Consider the following 17,033-nt stretch of genomic DNA (forward strand, 5'->3'; position numbering starts at 1 on the left):
CATAGACGCCTCGGCGTGGGCGAGTCCATTCAATTACAGGGGTCGTGGTGGCTGTTAAACCACGACTTCCAGTGCGGGCTGCTGGTTGCTGCCGAAGGTCAAATACTCAACCAGTTCCGCCAACGGCAACGGCTTGCTGATCAGATATCCCTGCACCTGATCGCAACCAAAGCCGCGCAACAAATCCAGTTGCTCCGGTGTTTCCACACCTTCGGCGACCACTTCGAGGTTGAGGTTGTGCGCCAAGTTGATCATCGCGTGGACCAGTTTGCGATTCTCTTCCCGTTCCTCCATGCCGCCGACAAAGCTCTTGTCGACCTTCAACAAGGCAATCGGCAGGCTGTTGAGGTGCACGAACGAAGAGAACCCGGTGCCGAAATCGTCCAGCGAGAAGCGCACGCCGAGGCGCCCGAGGGCGTCCATGGTCTGCTTGACCAGATCGCTGCGACGCATCACCGCGGTTTCGGTCAGTTCGAATTCCAGCCATTGAGCCTCGACGCCTCGCTCGGCAATCAGCCGGCTCAGGGTCGTCAGTAATTGGCTGTCCTGAAACTGCCGGAACGACAGGTTGATTGCCATGTGCAGCGCCGGCAGGCCTCGTTCGCGCAACGCTTGCATGTCCCGCAGGGCCCGGGAAATCACCCAGTAACCCAGCGGCACGATCAAGCCGCTTTGCTCGGCCAGCGGCACGAATTCACTGGGAGGCAGCAAACCGCGTTCGCCATGACGCCAGCGCACCAAGGCTTCGAGGCCGACGATCTGGCCGTCTTCAAGGTTCAGTCGTGGCTGGTAATGCAGCTCCAGCTCATCGCGACGCAAGGCCCGGCGCAGCTCGCTTTCAAGATCGGCGATGCTGCGGGCATTGCGATTGATCCGTTCGTTGAAGATGTGAAAGGTGCAGCCCTGAGTGCTCTTGGCTTGCTGCATGGCGATGTGCGCGTGCCACATCAACGGGTCGGCACCGGCCTGGGCTCGTGCGTGGGCAATGCCGAGGCTGGAACCGATCAACAGACTTTCGCCATCGATCCAATAGGGTTCGGACAGGGCTTCGGTAATACGTTCAGCCATCCATTCGGCGCGCTGAGGGGCGCGGCGGGTGTCGATCAGCAGGGCGAATTCATCGCTGCCCAGCCGCGCCAATTGATCGCTGGCCTCCAGCTGGCTTTTCAGCCGCGAGACCACTTGCAGGATCAACCGGTCGCCGGCCTGATGACCGAGCGCGTCGTTGGCGTGTCGAAAATTATCGAGATCGAGGTGACCGAGGGCCAGACCACGGCCGTCGTTTTCCGCCAGACGCGCCGCCAGCAAGGTCTGGAACCCCTGACGGTTGGCGATACCGGTCAACGGGTCCTGTTCAGCCAGGCGCTGCAAGGTGTTTTCCAGCACACCGCGCTCACGCACATGGCGCAGGCAGCGGCGCAACATGCCGGAATCCAGCAGATCGCGCACCAGCCAGTCGCTCACACCGTCGGGTGGCGCCAGCGGCTCGTGTTCGAGCAGCAACACGGTCGGCAGGTTGCAACGGCCGGGGGCTGGCTGGAGAGCGGGAATCGTCAATAACACCGCGCTGCGGTTGTCATCGAACAGGCTGCTGACCGACTCCCAGCTCGGCGCGCTGAGCAGCACCGCCGAACTCCCCATCGGAGCCAGACACTCGCGCAACAACGCTGCCCACGCTGGCTCTTCGGCCAACAGCAGCAAACGCAAGGGTTCGACAGGCGTAGACAAGCTAGCTCCCTAGACTCTGCAAAGATGTAGGCGGCGGGCATTATGCCGCGCGGATAACCGATGACCAAATGACATCGGTTATCAAACACGGGTTTTGCGTCTCGAATAGGAACATTAGACGCAAATTCACTACGCATCCTGCGTGAAAGTATCAAAACCGGCAAATAGAGATCGCGTGTTGCGTCACAAGTCGAAGAGAGCAGCACAATTCGCTGAGCCTGTTAAAATGCCGGCCCATTTCGCTAATGACTCCCTGATTTCGTATGTCCCGACTCAATCCCCGGCAGCAAGAAGCCGTGAGCTACGTCGGCGGCCCTCTTTTGGTGCTCGCCGGCGCAGGCTCCGGCAAGACCAGCGTGATCACCCGCAAAATTGCGCATCTGATCCAGAGCTGTGGCATCCGCGCCCAATACATTGTCGCCATGACCTTTACCAACAAGGCCGCGCGCGAGATGAAGGAACGGGTCGGCACACTGCTCAAGGGCGGCGAAGGCCGCGGCCTGACGGTCTGCACCTTCCACAACCTGGGCCTGAACATCATCCGCAAGGAACATGTGCGGCTGGGCTATAAACCGGGCTTCTCGATTTTCGACGAGACCGACGTCAAAGCCCTGATGACCGACATCATGCAGAAGGAATACTCGGGCGACGACGGCGTCGACGAGATCAAGAACATGATCGGCTCGTGGAAAAACGACCTCATCCTGCCACCCGAAGCCCTGGAAAACGCGCGCAACCCCAAGGAACAGACCGCCGCCATCGTCTACACCCACTACCAGCGCACGCTCAAGGCGTTCAACGCGGTGGACTTCGACGACCTGATCCTGTTGCCGGTAAAACTGTTCCAGGAACACGACGATATCCTGGAAAAATGGCAGAACAAGGTCCGCTACCTGTTGGTGGACGAATACCAGGACACCAACGCCAGCCAGTATTTGCTGGTGAAACTGCTGATCGGTAAACGCAACCAATTCACCGTGGTGGGCGACGACGACCAGTCGATCTACGCCTGGCGCGGCGCCCGTCCGGAAAACCTGATGCTGCTCAAGGACGATTACCCGTCCCTGAAAGTGGTCATGCTCGAGCAGAACTACCGCTCCACCAGCCGCATCCTGCGTTGCGCCAACGTCCTGATCGCCAACAATCCGCACGAGTTCGAAAAGCAACTGTGGAGTGAGATGGGCCACGGCGACGAAATCCGTGTGATCCGTTGCCGCAACGAAGACGCCGAAGCCGAGCGCGTGGCCGTGGAACTGCTGACCCTGCACCTGCGCACGGATCGGCCATACAGCGATTTTGCGATCCTGTATCGCGGCAACTATCAAGCCAAGCTGATCGAGCTGAAGCTGCAGCACCACCAGATTCCGTATCGCCTGTCCGGCGGCAACAGCTTTTTCGGACGTCAGGAAGTGAAAGACCTGATGGCCTACTTCCGATTGATCGTGAACCCGGACGACGATAACGCCTTCCTGCGGGTGATCAACGTCCCACGCCGGGAGATCGGTTCGACCACGCTGGAGAAGCTGGGCAACTACGCCACCGAGCGAAAAATCTCGATGTACGCCGCCACCGACGAAATCGGTTTGGGTGAGCATCTGGACACGCGCTTCACCGATCGACTGTCGCGCTTCAAGCGTTTCATGGACAAGGTCCGCGAGCAGTGCGCCGGCGAAGACCCGATCTCCGCCCTGCGCAGCATGGTCATGGACATCGACTACGAGAACTGGTTGCGCACCAACAGCTCCAGCGACAAGGCCGCCGATTACCGCATGGGTAACGTCTGGTTCCTGATCGAGGCGTTGAAGAACACCCTGGAGAAAGACGAAGAAGGCGAGATGACCGTCGAAGACGCCATCGGCAAACTCGTTCTGCGCGATATGCTGGAACGTCAGCAGGAAGAGGAAGACGGTGCCGAAGGCGTGCAGATGATGACCTTGCACGCCTCCAAGGGTCTGGAATTTCCCTACGTGTTCATCATGGGCATGGAGGAGGAAATTCTCCCGCACCGCTCCAGCATCGAAGCCGACACCATCGAAGAGGAACGTCGCCTGGCCTACGTCGGGATTACCCGAGCGCGTCAGACGTTGGCGTTCACCTTCGCCGCCAAGCGTAAGCAATACGGCGAGATCATCGACTGCGCGCCCAGCCGTTTCCTCGATGAATTGCCGCCGGACGACCTGGCCTGGGAAGGCAACGACGACACCCCGACCGAAGTCAAAGCGGTTCGCGGCAATACCGCATTGGCGGATATACGCGCGATGTTGAAGCGCTAGAATTGCCTACTTTCTAACCGAACACTTTTTACAAGCTAGGCGCCCAAGGCGCCAGTAGAGGAAAGCTTCATGGAAGCACTGCACAAGAAAATTCGCGAAGAAGGCATCGTGCTTTCCGACCAGGTCCTGAAAGTCGACGCCTTTCTGAACCACCAGATCGACCCTGCCCTGATGAAGCTGATCGGCGACGAATTCGCCACGCTATTCAAGGACTCGGGCATCACCAAGATCGTCACCATTGAAGCCTCGGGCATTGCCCCGGCAATCATGACCGGCCTGAACCTTGGCGTACCGGTGATTTTCGCCCGCAAGCATCAGTCCCTGACCCTGACTGAAAACCTGCTGTCGGCGACCGTTTACTCGTTCACCAAGCAGACCGAAAGCACGGTGGCGATCTCTCCGCGCCACCTCACCAGCAGCGACCGCGTGTTGATCATCGACGACTTCCTGGCCAACGGTAAGGCCTCGCAAGCGCTGATCTCGATCATCAAACAGGCCGGCGCGACCGTTGCAGGCTTGGGTATTGTGATCGAGAAGTCGTTTCAGGGCGGCCGTGCGGAACTGGATGCCCAAGGTTATCGCGTTGAATCGTTGGCTCGGGTGCAGTCGCTGAAGGATGGCGTTGTAACCTTCATCGACTGAAGCCACACCGCATTTTCCGTGGGAGCGAGCCTGCTCACTCCCACATTAAACCGCGTCCGCTCGGTCACTCGGTCAACTAGGTCAACTGTGGGAGGAGCTTGCTCCGGGCGGCGTTCCGACGATGAACGATAACGCGGCTATTCAGTGATTACTCAGACACTTCGGTTCAAGCCTTTGGCAGGTCCATTCTGTAACCCGCCCCAGGCGCTCCTTCATGCATCGCCGCTTGAATGTCCGCATACAAGGCGTTCGCCTCAGCGGTGGTGATTGATCGCGAACAATCGCGCAGCACCACGCGTAAAAGCACATTTTCCTGGCCCGGCAGCAGCCCAAGCCGCTCAATTGCCTGCGCGGGTAATTCCGAGAACTCCCACCGTCCCTGGACTTGCATCTCCTCGATCCAGTCAGAGCAGTCGCCGGCCGCCTGCAACATTCTTTCGGTCAGCACTTCCTCGCTCAGGCCCGGCGTTACCGCCAACGAAATGTCACGAGCAATCGACGGCAAACGAGATACCGCCGTCCATGGATTCAGATCATACATCTGCGCCTGCACTCGCACGTTCTGATCGCGCAGCAAGCGAATATCCGGAATGCCTTTTCGCAACATCGTCAGGCGATCCAGCCCCATCCCGAGCGCCAACCCTCCATGATGCAGCGGGTCTATGTTCAAGCGCTCCAACAAAGACCTCGCAATACGACCACACTCCAGCACCTCAACCGGAGCCCCATCATTCAAGACATTCACTTCGATTCCGCCTTCCGTGTAGTGATGCGGACTGTCACTGTAGACCCAACGTTTATCAGGAACGGCGGACTTAAGGATATCGCCGACCAAACGCAACAGATGTTCGTGCGTTGCCAGTTCCGGATCACCCAGCACCCAAATATCCATTTGATGCGGTTCAGCGCAATGCCAACGATCCCGACTATCACGACGGAAAGTAATACCTGGTGCTGCCAGCAATATCGTCTGCCCCGGCTGCCGCACCTGAGCCGCTCGCTGAAGCGCTGCCGGAATCTGGCTGGTGGTTTGTGTTCGCAACAGCGAGCACTCATCGACCCAACGGGTGTGTTCACTCCCAAGCGTAACCTCTGCCGGGTCATAACCGAGCAAACCGTAATTTTCTTCAGCAGACACAATCCTCGGCCCGGTTTGTATCTGCGCTTGGGGCCAACCTTTTTCAGAGAGTCCTTGGAGAATTTCATTTAGCAGCAGTCGGACGGCGTGGTCGGGATCGTTAGTTTCGGTTAGATCAACCAGTAACAGGGCCTGATGGACAGAAGTATCTGTCAGGTATTTCTTTGATGCGCGCACTATATAACCCTCAATCTACAGTTGAATATCGAGCCAGGAAAGCAAATCCATAAATAAACCTAACGACAAACGATCAACTACCACAACAAAAAAAATGGCAGACATCGGATTTTCAGAACAAGACTACAGATGCACCCCACGCAAATAACCGAATTAAACCTTCCGAAAACCTTGGCCGATAAATTTATTCTAAAAATCGCCCAACAAATCATTTAACACATTAGAAAATTCTGTATTAATCATTCCACTCCCAAGCAATTCAGGGAGAAAAACCAAAAAATGAAAAAGGATGATCAGATGAAAAATGAAAAAATCGTCAAAGAAAAGCTTAACCGGATCACTTCTGGTCCGGATAATTTTGGGTGGGCTCCGTTGGCTTGGGCTCACACAGAAGAGTAAATAATACCAATGTGCGGCAAGCATTTTTGCCGCACATTGGAAAAAAACAGGAGGATTTTATGTCACCACCGAATAGAATATCGACACTCTTCGGCCATGAGGAATTATCAATCATTGCGGACTCAGAGGACTTCCTCAGAGAATGTGCGCTTCTAGGGTTCAATACGGCCAATATTTCAAAGCTAGAGAAATTACCAAAAAACAGTGTTGTTTTTTCTTTTAGCAACGACGCTGCAAAAATGACGTTTGAGCTAGCAAAAAACACGGAGAGCAAGAAAAGCGTTTTCTGCGCAACTCAAGTGTTCGAGCCCACTGTAGCTGCGGCGCTTTATAGCCTGAAGCTTTTGCTGAGCTGCAATTTTGAACATGCCTTATGTACACAGCGATCCGTGTTAAACATGCTCAATTCAAATGAGTCATTTCTCCTGTCTGGTAACGACGCCGATGCGCAGGTCTCGGTTTCTCCGCACGCCCAGCCTTACGCACTACTTGCCGAAGACGTGTCTCACGATTTTGTTCAGTCCGTGGCAGAGTTTTTTGAAGTTCATTACGCACACATGAACCCACAGGAGCCCTGTCCGTTTTCTTTTACCGGCACATTAAAAATCGCGGGAATATTAACAGTACTTAGAAAACCTAATCCGATACTGCCAGAGGGTTTGAAAACCTCTCTTAGATGGCTGAGTGATCGAATTTCGGAAGAAGGTGCACTCTTATCAATAAAAGACAACACCATCACTTCACTAAAGGTAAAAAACGAGGAGCACATAAAGCTTCTGGATCTTGCGGCTGGTTCTCGTGGACTTCAACTGACGGAGTTCGCCATCGGGGTAAACGAGGCTATCGCATCAAATATTGATTACAAGATCAACTCACAAATGAATGAAGGCATCAGCGGGGTTCATTTAGCCATTGGTGATGGATCTTCCGGTTACCACATAGACTTCCTTAGCCCTTCCGTGAACGTAAACCCAATACACTAGTTAATTCAGTAGCAACCCGATAACGTTAAAAACATCTGTTCTATATCTCTGTCGCAACAACGCCTGCGCATGTGCGCCCCCCCTGCGTTGCTGAATACATCGCTATCGCGGGCAAGCCCACTCCTACTTTGGATGTTCGCCGGACACAAAATTTGTGTTCTCTGGAGATCCGAATAGGGGCGAGCCTGCTCGCGATGAACGATTACACGGTTTCCCGCTGGTTACTTGGACACCTTGACGTTATCCAGCATCCTATTCACTGCCAGTTCCGCCAACATGATGACTCTAAACACCTTTAAACAGGCACTTCGAGCTGACTCCTATATCGCGGGCAAGCCCGCTCCCACAGGTTTTTGTGGTGGCCGTTACTGCACAGTGGCCTTCAGGCCAGTGAGCAACAACCGCTGAAACAAATCCTCTTTCAAACCCTCCGGTTTCGTCAGCTGCATCCGCTCCAGATGCGCCGGAAACTCCGAAGCCGCTGGCGCATCCAGCGCCGCCTTGCCCAGCTCCAGAATCTCCGTGAGCTTGAACTTGCTCTTCAACCAGTTCAGCGCCCGCAATAAGTCCCGTTCCTCAGCGGTGAAATCACAGCCCAGCGGATATTCCGGAAACAGATTCGAATGCCGCGCCTGAATGGCCTGCAAACGCTGTGGGCTGTTGTCGGCGAAACGCGGATCGAGTCGGAAATGCTTCGGCAATTTGCCAACGCTCTGCGCCTGCTCGATCAGCCCCGACTGGAAACGTGAGTCGCTGATATTCAGCAACGCCTCGATCACTGCCGCATCGGTCTTACCGCGCAAATCGGCGATGCCGTACTCGGTGACGACGATGTCCCGCAGGTGCCGTGGGATCGTGCAGTGGCCGTATTCCCAGACGATGTTCGAACTGACTTCACCGCCCGACTCGCGCCAACTGCGCAGCAGCAGAATCGAACGCGCGCCTTCCAGCGCATGGCCCTGGACGACAAAGTTGTATTGCCCGCCGACGCCGCTCAGCACCCGCCCGTCTTCAAGTTGATCGGCCACGCCGGCGCCGAGCAGGGTCATGGTGAAGACAGTGTTGATGAAGCGCGCATCGAGGCGCTGCAAGCGTTTGAGTTCTTCCTGACCGTAGAGCTCGTTGATGTAACTGATGCGGGTCATGTTGAATTCGAGCCGTTTGCCTTGGGGCATCTCCCGCAGGCGTTCATAGAAACTGCGCGGCCCGAGGAAAAATCCGCCATGCACGCAGATCCCGTCGGTTTGTGCGGTCTCATCCAGCGTGCCGGCATTCGCCTGTTGCTGGGTCGGCACGTCCGGGTAAACCTTGCGCCGCACGATCCCGGCATCCGCCAACACCAGCAAGCCGTTGACGAACATTTCGCTGCAACCGTAAAGGCCCTTGGCGAACGGTTCGATGCCTCCTTCGCGCTCAATCAATTGTGCCCACTGGCTGAGATTCAGATCCGCCAGCAACGCCTTGTAACCGTCACTGTCAGCCTGCCGCGCCAGCAACGCTGCCGTCAGGGCATCGCCCATGGCGCCGATGCCAATCTGCAAGGTGCCGCCGTCGCGCACCAGCGTGCTGGCGTGCAGGCCGATGAAGTGATCCTGGAAACCCACCGGCATGTTCGGCGTGGAGAACAACGTGGTGTTGTCCTTCGCATCGATCAGCAGGTCGAAGGTATCGATGCCGACTTCCGCATCGCCAGGCATGTACGGCAAATCGTTGTGCACCTGACCCACCATCAGGATCGTCTCCCCCGCCGCCCGGCGTTTGGCGATCATCGGCAACAGGTCGAGGGTGATGTCCGGGTTGCAGCTCAGGCTCAGGCGATCGGGATGCTCGGCATGGCCGGCCACCAGTTGCGCCACCAGATTCAAACCAGCGGTATTGATGTCTCGCGCGGCGTGGCTGTAATTGCTGCTGACGTAATCCTGCTGGGCCGATGCGCTGTTAAGCAGGCTGCCTGGCTGCAGGAAGAATTGATGGACGTGAATGTTGGCCGGCAGGCTGTCGCGATGCAGGTCGGCGAGAAAATCCAGCTCCGGATAATCGCCGAACACCCGCTCGATGAAGGGTTCGAGGAAGCGCTTTTGCAAGCCATCGCCCAATGGCGGGCGTCCGAGGCACAGGGCGGTGTAAATCGTCAGTTGCCGCTCGGGCAGTTGCGCGATCCGTTGATACAGCGCGTTGACGAAGTGGTTGGGTTTGCCCAACCCCAGTGGCAATCCCATGTGAATGTGCGCCGGCAACCGCGCCAGAACGTCATCGACCGCCTTCTCGATAGAACACAACTGCACCATCTGCTACTCCCGCCCGTTCCATGAATTGGGGTTGGACTGAGCTTGCCGGGTCTTTGCTGCAAAGCATAGCCTCCGGGGAAAATCGCAGGCACAAAAAAGCCGCTCGAAAGCGGCTTTTCGCTGAAAATGAAGGCTTATTTCAGGCCAGACATTTTCTGGATGGCGCCCTTGAGATCGTCATCAGAGCAGTCGGCGCAGGTGCCTTTGGGTGGCATCGCGTTGATGCCGGAGATTGCTTTCGCCAGCAAGCCGTCAAGACCGCCTTCTTTCTCGGCGCGCTCGCCCCAGGCTGCAGCATCACCGATTTTCGGTGCGCCCAACAGGCCGGTGCCGTGGCAAGCGTTGCAATGTTTTGCAATCACTGAGTCAGGGGTTTTGGCATCACCACCACCCGCAGAAGCAGCGACTTCCATTCCCTTGCACTCTTTGCCCTGCACACAGACCTGGCCGACAGGTTCAAGACGTTTAGCAATATCGTCGTTGGTCGCTGCTTGTGCGCTGACTGCCCAAAGGGCCAATACGGTTGCTGGTACGGCCAGCATTTTCATAATTAGATTCACGCGTTCACCCTCAATGGTGGCTAGTCACGCCCACGGCCACGGTTCGCAGGCGGGCGCAAGTATAGCGGTAAGCCCGCCACACTGAAACAACCCCAAAGTCGAAGGGGTCTTGTCGTGGGATGGGAATACAGCATGGGCGTCTCCACAATCCGGGCAGGACGCCTCTTCTCTTAGAAATTCGCTGGGGTAGCTGCGCTGATTAGTCGCGCCGGGGCATCGAACGGATTACGGAAGCGATGCGGCTTGGTACTTTCAAAGTAGTAGCTATCGCCAGCTTCGAGCACAAATGTTTCGAGCCCGACCACAAGTTCCAGTCGCCCCTCCACCAGAATCCCGGTTTCCTCGCCCTCATGGGTGAGCATCTCGTCACCGGTGTCGGCGCCTGGCGGGTAGATTTCGTTGAGGAATGCGATAGCCCGGCTCGGGTGAGCCCGGCCGACCAGTTTCATGGTCACTGCCCCATCGGAAATATCGATCAGCTCGTGGGCTTTGTAGACGATCTGAGTCGGTTTTTCCTGCAGGATTTCTTCGGAAAAGAACTCGACCATGGACATGGGAATCCCGCCCAGTACCTTCCTCAGCGAACTGATCGAGGGGCTGACGCTGTTCTTCTCGATCATCGAAATGGTGCTGTTGGTAACACCCGCGCGTTTGGCGAGCTCACGCTGGGAAAGACCTTTGAGCTTACGGATCGATTGCAGTCGTTCACCGACGTCCAATGCTGGAGCCTCCAGGGATTCAGGTTGCAGGAATATTGAGCGTTATCATGGCGACAGCGTTCAGTATTTACAACACTTGGGCCTGAATCCTGTTTGGCGAAGCGACTTTCGGTCGGGCACGTGATTCGTCAGGCCCCGGAATAGAGCCGCGGCACTCGACGCAGGTTGCAGAAGATCTGGTAAGGAATCGTGCCCGCAGCCGTCGCAACGTCACTGGCGAGGATGTTTTTACCCCACAACTCAACGGGCGAACCAAGACCGGCTTGCGGCACGTCAGTCAGGTCGACGCAGAGCATGTCCATCGATACGCGACCAATCAACTGGCTGCGCTGCCCGGCGACCATCACGGGCGTACCGGTCGGTGCCTGACGCGGGTACCCGTCGGCATAACCCATCGCCACCACGCCCACGCGCATCGGCTTGGGTGTGATGAATTTTGCGCCGTAACCAATCGGCTCGCCGGCCGGCAGTTCACGCACGCAAATCACTTTCGATTCCAGGGTCATCACCGGTTGCAGGCGGGACGCCACGGCATTGGCCTCTTCGAAAGGCGTCGCGCCGTAGAGCATGATGCCCGGGCGCACCCAATCGCTGGGAATCTGCGGCCAACCGAGCACCGCCGGCGAATTACGCAGACTGATTTCGGCCGACAACCCCTGACGCGCCGCCTCGAACACCGCGACCTGCTCGGCGCTGGCCTGGCAGTGCAGCTCATCGGCGCGGGCGAAGTGACTCATCAGCACGATCTTCGCCACTTTGCCGCTGGCCAGCAGCCGTTGATAGGCCGCCTGGTAATCCGCCGGGTGCAGGCCAACCCGATGCATGCCCGAGTCGAGCTTGAGCCAGACCGTGATCGGTTTGCTCAGCGCGGCTTCTTCGATGGCTTCGAGTTGCCACAGCGAATGCACCACGCACCAGAAGTCATGCTCGACAATCAGCGACAGCTCATCGGCTTCGAAAAAACCTTCCAGCAGCAATACGGGTGCACGAATGCCGGCTGCACGCAGCTCCAACGCTTCTTCGATGCACGCCACGGCAAACCCGTCCGCCTCGGCTTCCAGCGCCTGGGCGCAACGTACCGCGCCATGGCCATAGGCATCGGCCTTGATCACCGCGAGGGCACGGGCACCAGTGACTTCACGGGCGATCCGGTAGTTGTGGCGCAGGGCTTGAAGGTCGATCAGGGCACGGGCTGGACGCATGGCGGCAGACTTCTAGTCGGTCATTTGAAAAAAAACCGGCGCTGGCTGACAGCGTGAACCGCCAACAGCACCGGGAGAGGGATCTTTCTGGCTGAGCGTTATGGCAGCGCGGCAACAACCGACAGCTCAACCAGGATTTGCGGTTCGCACAGCTTCGATTCAACGGTAGCGCGGGCCGGGGCGACGCCTTTTGGCAGCCACTGGTCCCACACCGAATTCATGCCTTCGAAGTGCGCATCGATATCTTTCAGGTAAATCGTCACCGACAGCAGACGGTTCTTGTCGGTCCCGGCCAGATCCAGTAAACGCTCGATGTTGGCGAGGGTTTCACGGGTCTGCTGTTCAATCCCGGCGCTCATGTCATCGCCGACCTGCCCTGCCAGATACACGGTACTGTTGTGGACAACGATCTGGCTCATGCGCTCATTGGTGAGCTGGCGCTGGATTGACATGTTTTGCGGACTCCTGAAGTTTGTTGCCATAACGGGAAATATCGAGGCCTTCGGCGCTGATCTGCGGCGTTTTCTTCGCCATCAGATCGGCCAGCAAACGACCGGAGCCACAGGCCATGGTCCAGCCGAGTGTGCCGTGGCCCGTATTCAAGAACAGGTTTTTGAACGGCGTCGCACCGACAATCGGGGTGCCGTCCGGGGTGGTCGGACGCAGGCCGGTCCAGAAACTCGCCTCGGCCAGATTGCCACCCTGAGGATAAAGGTCGTTGACGATCATCTCCAGGGTTTCACGCCGACGTGGATTCAATGACAGGTCAAAACCGGCAATTTCAGCCATGCCGCCGACGCGGATGCGGTTGTCGAAACGGGTGATCGCGACCTTGTAGGTCTCGTCGAGAATGGTCGACGTCGGGGCCATCGCCGGGTTGATGATCGGCACGGTCAGCGAGTAACCCTTGAGCGGATACACCGGAGCCCTGATGCCCAACGGCTTGAGCAGTTGCGGCGAGTAGCTGCCCAACGCCAGCACGTAGCGGTCGGCAGTTTCCAGCTTGCCGTCGATCCATACACCGTTGATGCGATCACCGGCGAAGTCGAGGCGCTGAATGTCCTGGCCAAAACGGAATTCCACACCGAGTTTCGTGGCCATTTCGGCCAGGCGGGTGGTGAAAATCTGGCAGTCGCCGGTCTGGTCATTCGGCAGGCGCAAGGCACCGGCGAGGATGTCGGTGACACTGGCCAGGGCCGGTTCGACCCGGGCAATGCCAGCGCGATCGAGCAGTTCGAACGGCACGCCGGACTCTTTCAGCACGGCGATGTCTTTGGCGGCGCCATCGAGCTGCGCCTGGGTGCGGAACAGTTGGGTTGTACCGAGGCTGCGGCCTTCGTAGGCAATGCCGGTTTCGGCGCGCAATTCGTCGAGGCAGTCACGGCTGTACTCAGACAGACGCACCATGCGCTCCTTGTTCACCGCATAACGGCTGGCGGTGCAGTTGCGCAGCATCTGCGCCATCCACAGGTATTGGTCGATGTCGGCGGTGGCCTTGATCGCCAATGGTGCGTGACGCTGCAACAGCCACTTGATGGCTTTGAGCGGCACGCCCGGCGCGGCCCACGGCGAGGCATAACCCGGCGAAACCTGCCCGGCGTTGGCGAAACTGGTTTCCATGGCCGGCGCTGGTTGACGGTCCACGACCGTCACTTCAAAGCCGGCCCGTGCCAGATAATAGGCACTGGCGGTACCGATGACGCCGCTACCCAAGACCAGAACGCGCATTTTCATATCCCTCATCGCGGCTTACCGCTGACGTTTATTGTGCAGACCGAAGATGTGGGCAGTTTAAAAAAGATTAGCCAGTGCTTTTCACTATATAAGTGCCTATATTTGGCGACAATTCTCGGCAAAAACCCTTTTCACGGAGGCGCATCCCCTATGCGGACCAACACTCAGACCAAACGTGAGCTGGACAAGATCGACCGCAACATCCTGCGGATCCTGCAAGCGGACGGGCGTATTTCCTTCACCGAACTGGGGGAAAAGGTCGGCCTCTCCACCACGCCCTGCACCGAGCGGGTACGGAGACTGGAGCGCGAAGGGATCATCATGGGCTACAACGCCCGCCTGAATCCGCAGCACCTCAAGGGTAGCCTGCTGGTGTTCGTCGAGATCAGCCTCGACTACAAATCCGGCGATACTTTCGAAGAGTTCCGACGCGCGGTGCTGAAACTGCCCCACGTACTGGAATGCCATTTGGTGTCAGGCGACTTCGATTACCTGGTGAAAGCACGGATTTCCGAGATGGCCTCGTACCGCAAACTGCTGGGCGACATCCTGCTCAAGCTGCCACATGTGCGCGAATCCAAGAGCTATATCGTGATGGAAGAAGTGAAAGAGAGCTTGAGTCTGCCGATTCCGGATTGAGGCTCACAATGATCGTTCCCACGCGCAGCAAAGGAATGCAGCCCGGGACGCTCTGCGTCCCAGAAGCCGAACGCGGAGCGTCCGTTGAGGCATTCCCACGCAGAGCGTGGGAACGATCATCCCTACACCAATACCTGTCGGGTACTGGCCATATATTCGTGAATCTGCTTCTCGACGCGCGGATGGATCAGCTCCACCGGTCGCCGCCCGTTGGGGCATGGCAGNCCTACACCAATACCTGTCGGGTACTGGCCATATATTCGTGAATCTGCTTCTCGACGCGCGGATGGATCAGCTCCACCGGTCGCCGCCCGTTGGGGCATGGCAGGGTCTTGGTGGTACCGAACAGCCGACAGATCAGTGGTCGTTCGTCATACACCGTGCAGCCGTGAGGGCCCAGATGGACGCAATTGAGTTCCTCCATCGCCGCGTCTTGCTCGGCGCGGGTCTTGCGCGGCAGGCGGGACATTTCTTCGGGCGAGGTGGTCACCGGCCCACAGCAGTCATGGCAGCCGGGCACACACTCGAAAGAGGGAATCTGCTGGCGCAGCGTACGAATTTTCTGACTGTTGCAACTCATCGAAGCGGTGACCGAATGCGGAATAGACTGGGATTCTGACTCAAAAGCCCCGATCCAGACAGCGCCAACCGACCGGTGTTGCCCGTGTCCGAAGCGGCGGCTTATGCTCCGTCAACTTTTTCAAACACACGAACTCAGGATGACGTACATGAACGCCCCCGTTCAGCAACCTGCCCCGAGCCATAAACACGCGGCCTCTTATTACGCCGCCAGCAGCCTGCCGCAGCCCGATCTTGCGGTGCTCACAGGCGAGCTGGTTGCGGAGGTGTGCGTGGTGGGTGGCGGGTTCTCCGGGCTGAACACTGCCCTCGAATTGGCCGAACGTGGATTCAGCGTAGTGCTGCTGGAAGCGCACAAGATCGGTTGGGGCGCCAGCGGACGTAATGGTGGGCAATTGATTCGCGGCGTCGGGCATGGCCTTGATCAGTTCGCCAACGTGATCGGTGCAGACGGTGTGCGTCAGATGAAACTGATGGGCCTGGAAGCGGTGGAAATCGTCCGACAGCGGATCGAGCGTTTCCAGATCCCTTGCGACCTGACTTGGGGCTACTGCGACCTCGCCAACAACGCTCACGACCTGGAAGGCTTCGCCGAAGACGCCACCGAGCTGCGCAGCCTCGGGTACCGTTACGAAACCCGTCTGCTGCAAGCCAATGAAATGCACAGCGTGGTGGGTTCCGATCGCTATGTCGGCGGCTTGATCGACATGGGCTCCGGGCATCTGCACCCCTTGAACCTGGCACTCGGCGAAGCGGCCGCCGCCCAACAATTGGGCGTGAAGCTGTTCGAACAATCGGCGGTGACCCGCATCGATTACGGCCCCGAGATCAAGGTCCACACCGCTCAGGGCTCGGTTCGCGCCAAGACGCTGGTGCTGGGTTGCAACGCCTACCTCAATGATCTCAATCCGCAACTCGGCGGCAAGGTGCTGCCCGCCGGCAGTTACATCATCGCCACGCAACCCTTGAGCGAAGAACAGGCCCACGCGCTGTTGCCGCAAAACATGGCGGTCTGCGATCAACGGGTGGCGCTGGATTACTACCGACTCTCGGCGGATCGACGTTTGCTGTTCGGCGGCGCCTGCCACTATTCAGGACGCGACCCGAAAGACATCGCCGCGTACATGCGACCGAAGATGCTGGCAGTGTTCCCGCAACTCGCCGGGGTGAAAATCGACTATCAATGGGGCGGGATGATCGGCATTGGCGCCAATCGCCTGCCGCAGATCGGCCGGCTCAAGGAGCAGCCGAATGTGTATTACGCTCAGGCCTATTCCGGCCATGGCGTAAACGCCACGCATCTGGCGGGCAAGTTGTTGGCCGAGGCCATCAGCGGTCAGCAGAGCGGTGGTTTCGATCTGTTTGACAAGGTGCCACACATTACTTTCCCGGGCGGCAAGCATTTGCGTTCGCCGTTATTGGCGTTGGGGATGTTGTGGCATCGGCTTAAAGAGTTGGTTTGAGGAAGATGATCGTTCCCTCGCTCCTGCGTGGGAATGCATCCAGTGACGCTCTGCATCACAACGGACGCGGAGCGTCCGGGGGCGGCATTCCCACGCAGAGCGTGGGAACGATCAACAATCAGTACTAGATCCGCCAGAAGGGTTTAAGCCCCTCCTCCCGTGCCTGAGCCCGACTCAAACCGATGTCTTTCAATTGTTCCGGCGTCAGCTCCAGCAACGCCTTGCGCGTGTGCAGACGATGCCAGAACAGGCCCCAGCGACCCAGGCCGGACGGTGCGTTGCGCATGACCGCCTCGCGTGCGCCGTTTTTTTGCCCTGCCGCCAGTTCCTGACTGTGTAACGTCAGCCGCACATCGCTCAAGCCGTTCATTTTCGTCGCTCCTGTTTACTTGGGTAGCCAGAGCTTTCATGATGCGCGGACGTCGAAAAACATTACAGATTCAACGATGGTGTATTAATTCCATACAGATTTTCCGTTTCAGCCTCTGAATCACATATTTTTGCCCCAT

General features: G+C 57.7%; 15 protein-coding genes. 5 read left to right on the top strand and 10 right to left on the bottom strand.

Features of this window, described 5'->3' with window-relative positions; genetic code table 11:
• Window positions 1–54: 54 nt before the first annotated feature.
• Window positions 55–1,728, bottom strand: a complete 1,674-nt coding sequence (locus MMG91_RS27730; RefSeq protein WP_310661335.1) for a bifunctional diguanylate cyclase/phosphodiesterase — start codon at window positions 1,726–1,728, stop codon at window positions 55–57.
• 263 nt (window positions 1,729–1,991) lie between these two features.
• Between MMG91_RS27730 and rep the strand changes: the two genes are divergently transcribed.
• Both rep and MMG91_RS27740 read left to right on the top strand, forming a co-directional pair.
• Complete coding sequence (gene rep / locus MMG91_RS27735; protein WP_305447406.1) at window positions 1,992–4,001, top strand: DNA helicase Rep; 2,010 nt, start codon at window positions 1,992–1,994, stop codon at window positions 3,999–4,001.
• Window positions 4,002–4,070: 69 nt separating this feature from the next.
• Entirely contained in the window at window positions 4,071–4,643 is a 573-nt protein-coding gene (locus tag MMG91_RS27740) for a xanthine phosphoribosyltransferase (RefSeq protein ID WP_095052388.1), read from the top strand.
• A 166-nt stretch (window positions 4,644–4,809) separates the two neighbouring features.
• On the opposite strand, the gene MMG91_RS27745 is transcribed toward MMG91_RS27740, so the two are convergent.
• Window positions 4,810–5,958, bottom strand: coding sequence for a hypothetical protein (locus tag MMG91_RS27745; protein ID WP_305447407.1), 1,149 nt, complete (start codon window positions 5,956–5,958; stop codon window positions 4,810–4,812).
• A gap of 458 nt (window positions 5,959–6,416) precedes the next feature.
• Between MMG91_RS27745 and MMG91_RS27750 the strand changes: the two genes are divergently transcribed.
• A complete protein-coding gene (locus MMG91_RS27750) occupies window positions 6,417–7,340 on the top strand; it encodes a hypothetical protein (RefSeq protein ID WP_310661336.1) in 924 nt (307 codons plus the stop codon).
• 365 nt (window positions 7,341–7,705) lie between these two features.
• On the opposite strand, the gene MMG91_RS27755 is transcribed toward MMG91_RS27750, so the two are convergent.
• The 6 genes from MMG91_RS27755 to dadA all read right to left on the bottom strand — a co-directional run bounded on the left by MMG91_RS27755 (window position 7,706) and on the right by dadA (window position 13,837).
• Window positions 7,706–9,628, bottom strand: a complete 1,923-nt coding sequence (locus MMG91_RS27755; RefSeq protein ID WP_310661337.1) for an acetyl-CoA hydrolase/transferase C-terminal domain-containing protein — start codon at window positions 9,626–9,628, stop codon at window positions 7,706–7,708.
• 134 nt (window positions 9,629–9,762) lie between these two features.
• Window positions 9,763–10,188 carry a c-type cytochrome gene (locus MMG91_RS27760; protein ID WP_310661338.1) on the bottom strand — a complete coding sequence of 142 codons (426 nt, stop codon included), beginning with the start codon at window positions 10,186–10,188 and terminating at the stop codon, window positions 9,763–9,765.
• 170 nt (window positions 10,189–10,358) lie between these two features.
• Entirely contained in the window at window positions 10,359–10,907 is a 549-nt protein-coding gene (locus MMG91_RS27765) for a cupin domain-containing protein (RefSeq protein WP_007894746.1), read from the bottom strand.
• 128 nt (window positions 10,908–11,035) lie between these two features.
• Complete coding sequence (gene alr / locus MMG91_RS27770) at window positions 11,036–12,109, bottom strand: alanine racemase (RefSeq protein ID WP_310661339.1); 1,074 nt, start codon at window positions 12,107–12,109, stop codon at window positions 11,036–11,038.
• Window positions 12,110–12,207: 98 nt separating this feature from the next.
• The gene (locus MMG91_RS27775; protein ID WP_217856856.1) at window positions 12,208–12,561 is read right to left on the bottom strand and encodes a RidA family protein; all 354 of its coding nucleotides are present in this window, start codon (window positions 12,559–12,561) and stop codon (window positions 12,208–12,210) included.
• Window positions 12,533–13,837, bottom strand: coding sequence for a D-amino acid dehydrogenase (dadA, locus tag MMG91_RS27780; protein ID WP_305447412.1), 1,305 nt, complete (start codon window positions 13,835–13,837; stop codon window positions 12,533–12,535). Before dadA ends, MMG91_RS27775 begins: the two co-directional genes overlap by 29 nt.
• Before the next feature lie 156 nt (window positions 13,838–13,993).
• On the opposite strand from dadA, the gene MMG91_RS27785 reads away from it, so the two are divergent.
• Window positions 13,994–14,482, top strand: a complete 489-nt coding sequence (locus MMG91_RS27785; RefSeq protein WP_003177284.1) for an Lrp/AsnC ligand binding domain-containing protein — start codon at window positions 13,994–13,996, stop codon at window positions 14,480–14,482.
• A 226-nt stretch (window positions 14,483–14,708) separates the two neighbouring features.
• Here the strand turns inward: MMG91_RS27785 and MMG91_RS27795 are convergent, their stop codons facing one another.
• Window positions 14,709–15,062, bottom strand: coding sequence for a YkgJ family cysteine cluster protein (locus tag MMG91_RS27795; protein ID WP_305447413.1), 354 nt, complete (start codon window positions 15,060–15,062; stop codon window positions 14,709–14,711).
• A gap of 148 nt (window positions 15,063–15,210) precedes the next feature.
• Between MMG91_RS27795 and MMG91_RS27800 the strand changes: the two genes are divergently transcribed.
• On the top strand, window positions 15,211–16,524 hold the full coding sequence (locus MMG91_RS27800; protein ID WP_310661340.1) for an FAD-binding oxidoreductase: 1,314 nt from the start codon (window positions 15,211–15,213) through the stop codon (window positions 16,522–16,524).
• Between the two features lie 124 nt (window positions 16,525–16,648).
• Here the strand turns inward: MMG91_RS27800 and MMG91_RS27805 are convergent, their stop codons facing one another.
• The gene (locus tag MMG91_RS27805; RefSeq protein WP_305447415.1) at window positions 16,649–16,894 is read right to left on the bottom strand and encodes a DUF1127 domain-containing protein; all 246 of its coding nucleotides are present in this window, start codon (window positions 16,892–16,894) and stop codon (window positions 16,649–16,651) included.
• Window positions 16,895–17,033 lie beyond the last annotated feature (139 nt).

The sequence above is a fragment of the Pseudomonas sp. JL3 genome (assembly GCF_031570575.1).
GTDB classification, from domain to species: domain Bacteria; phylum Pseudomonadota; class Gammaproteobacteria; order Pseudomonadales; family Pseudomonadaceae; genus Aquipseudomonas; species Aquipseudomonas cucumis.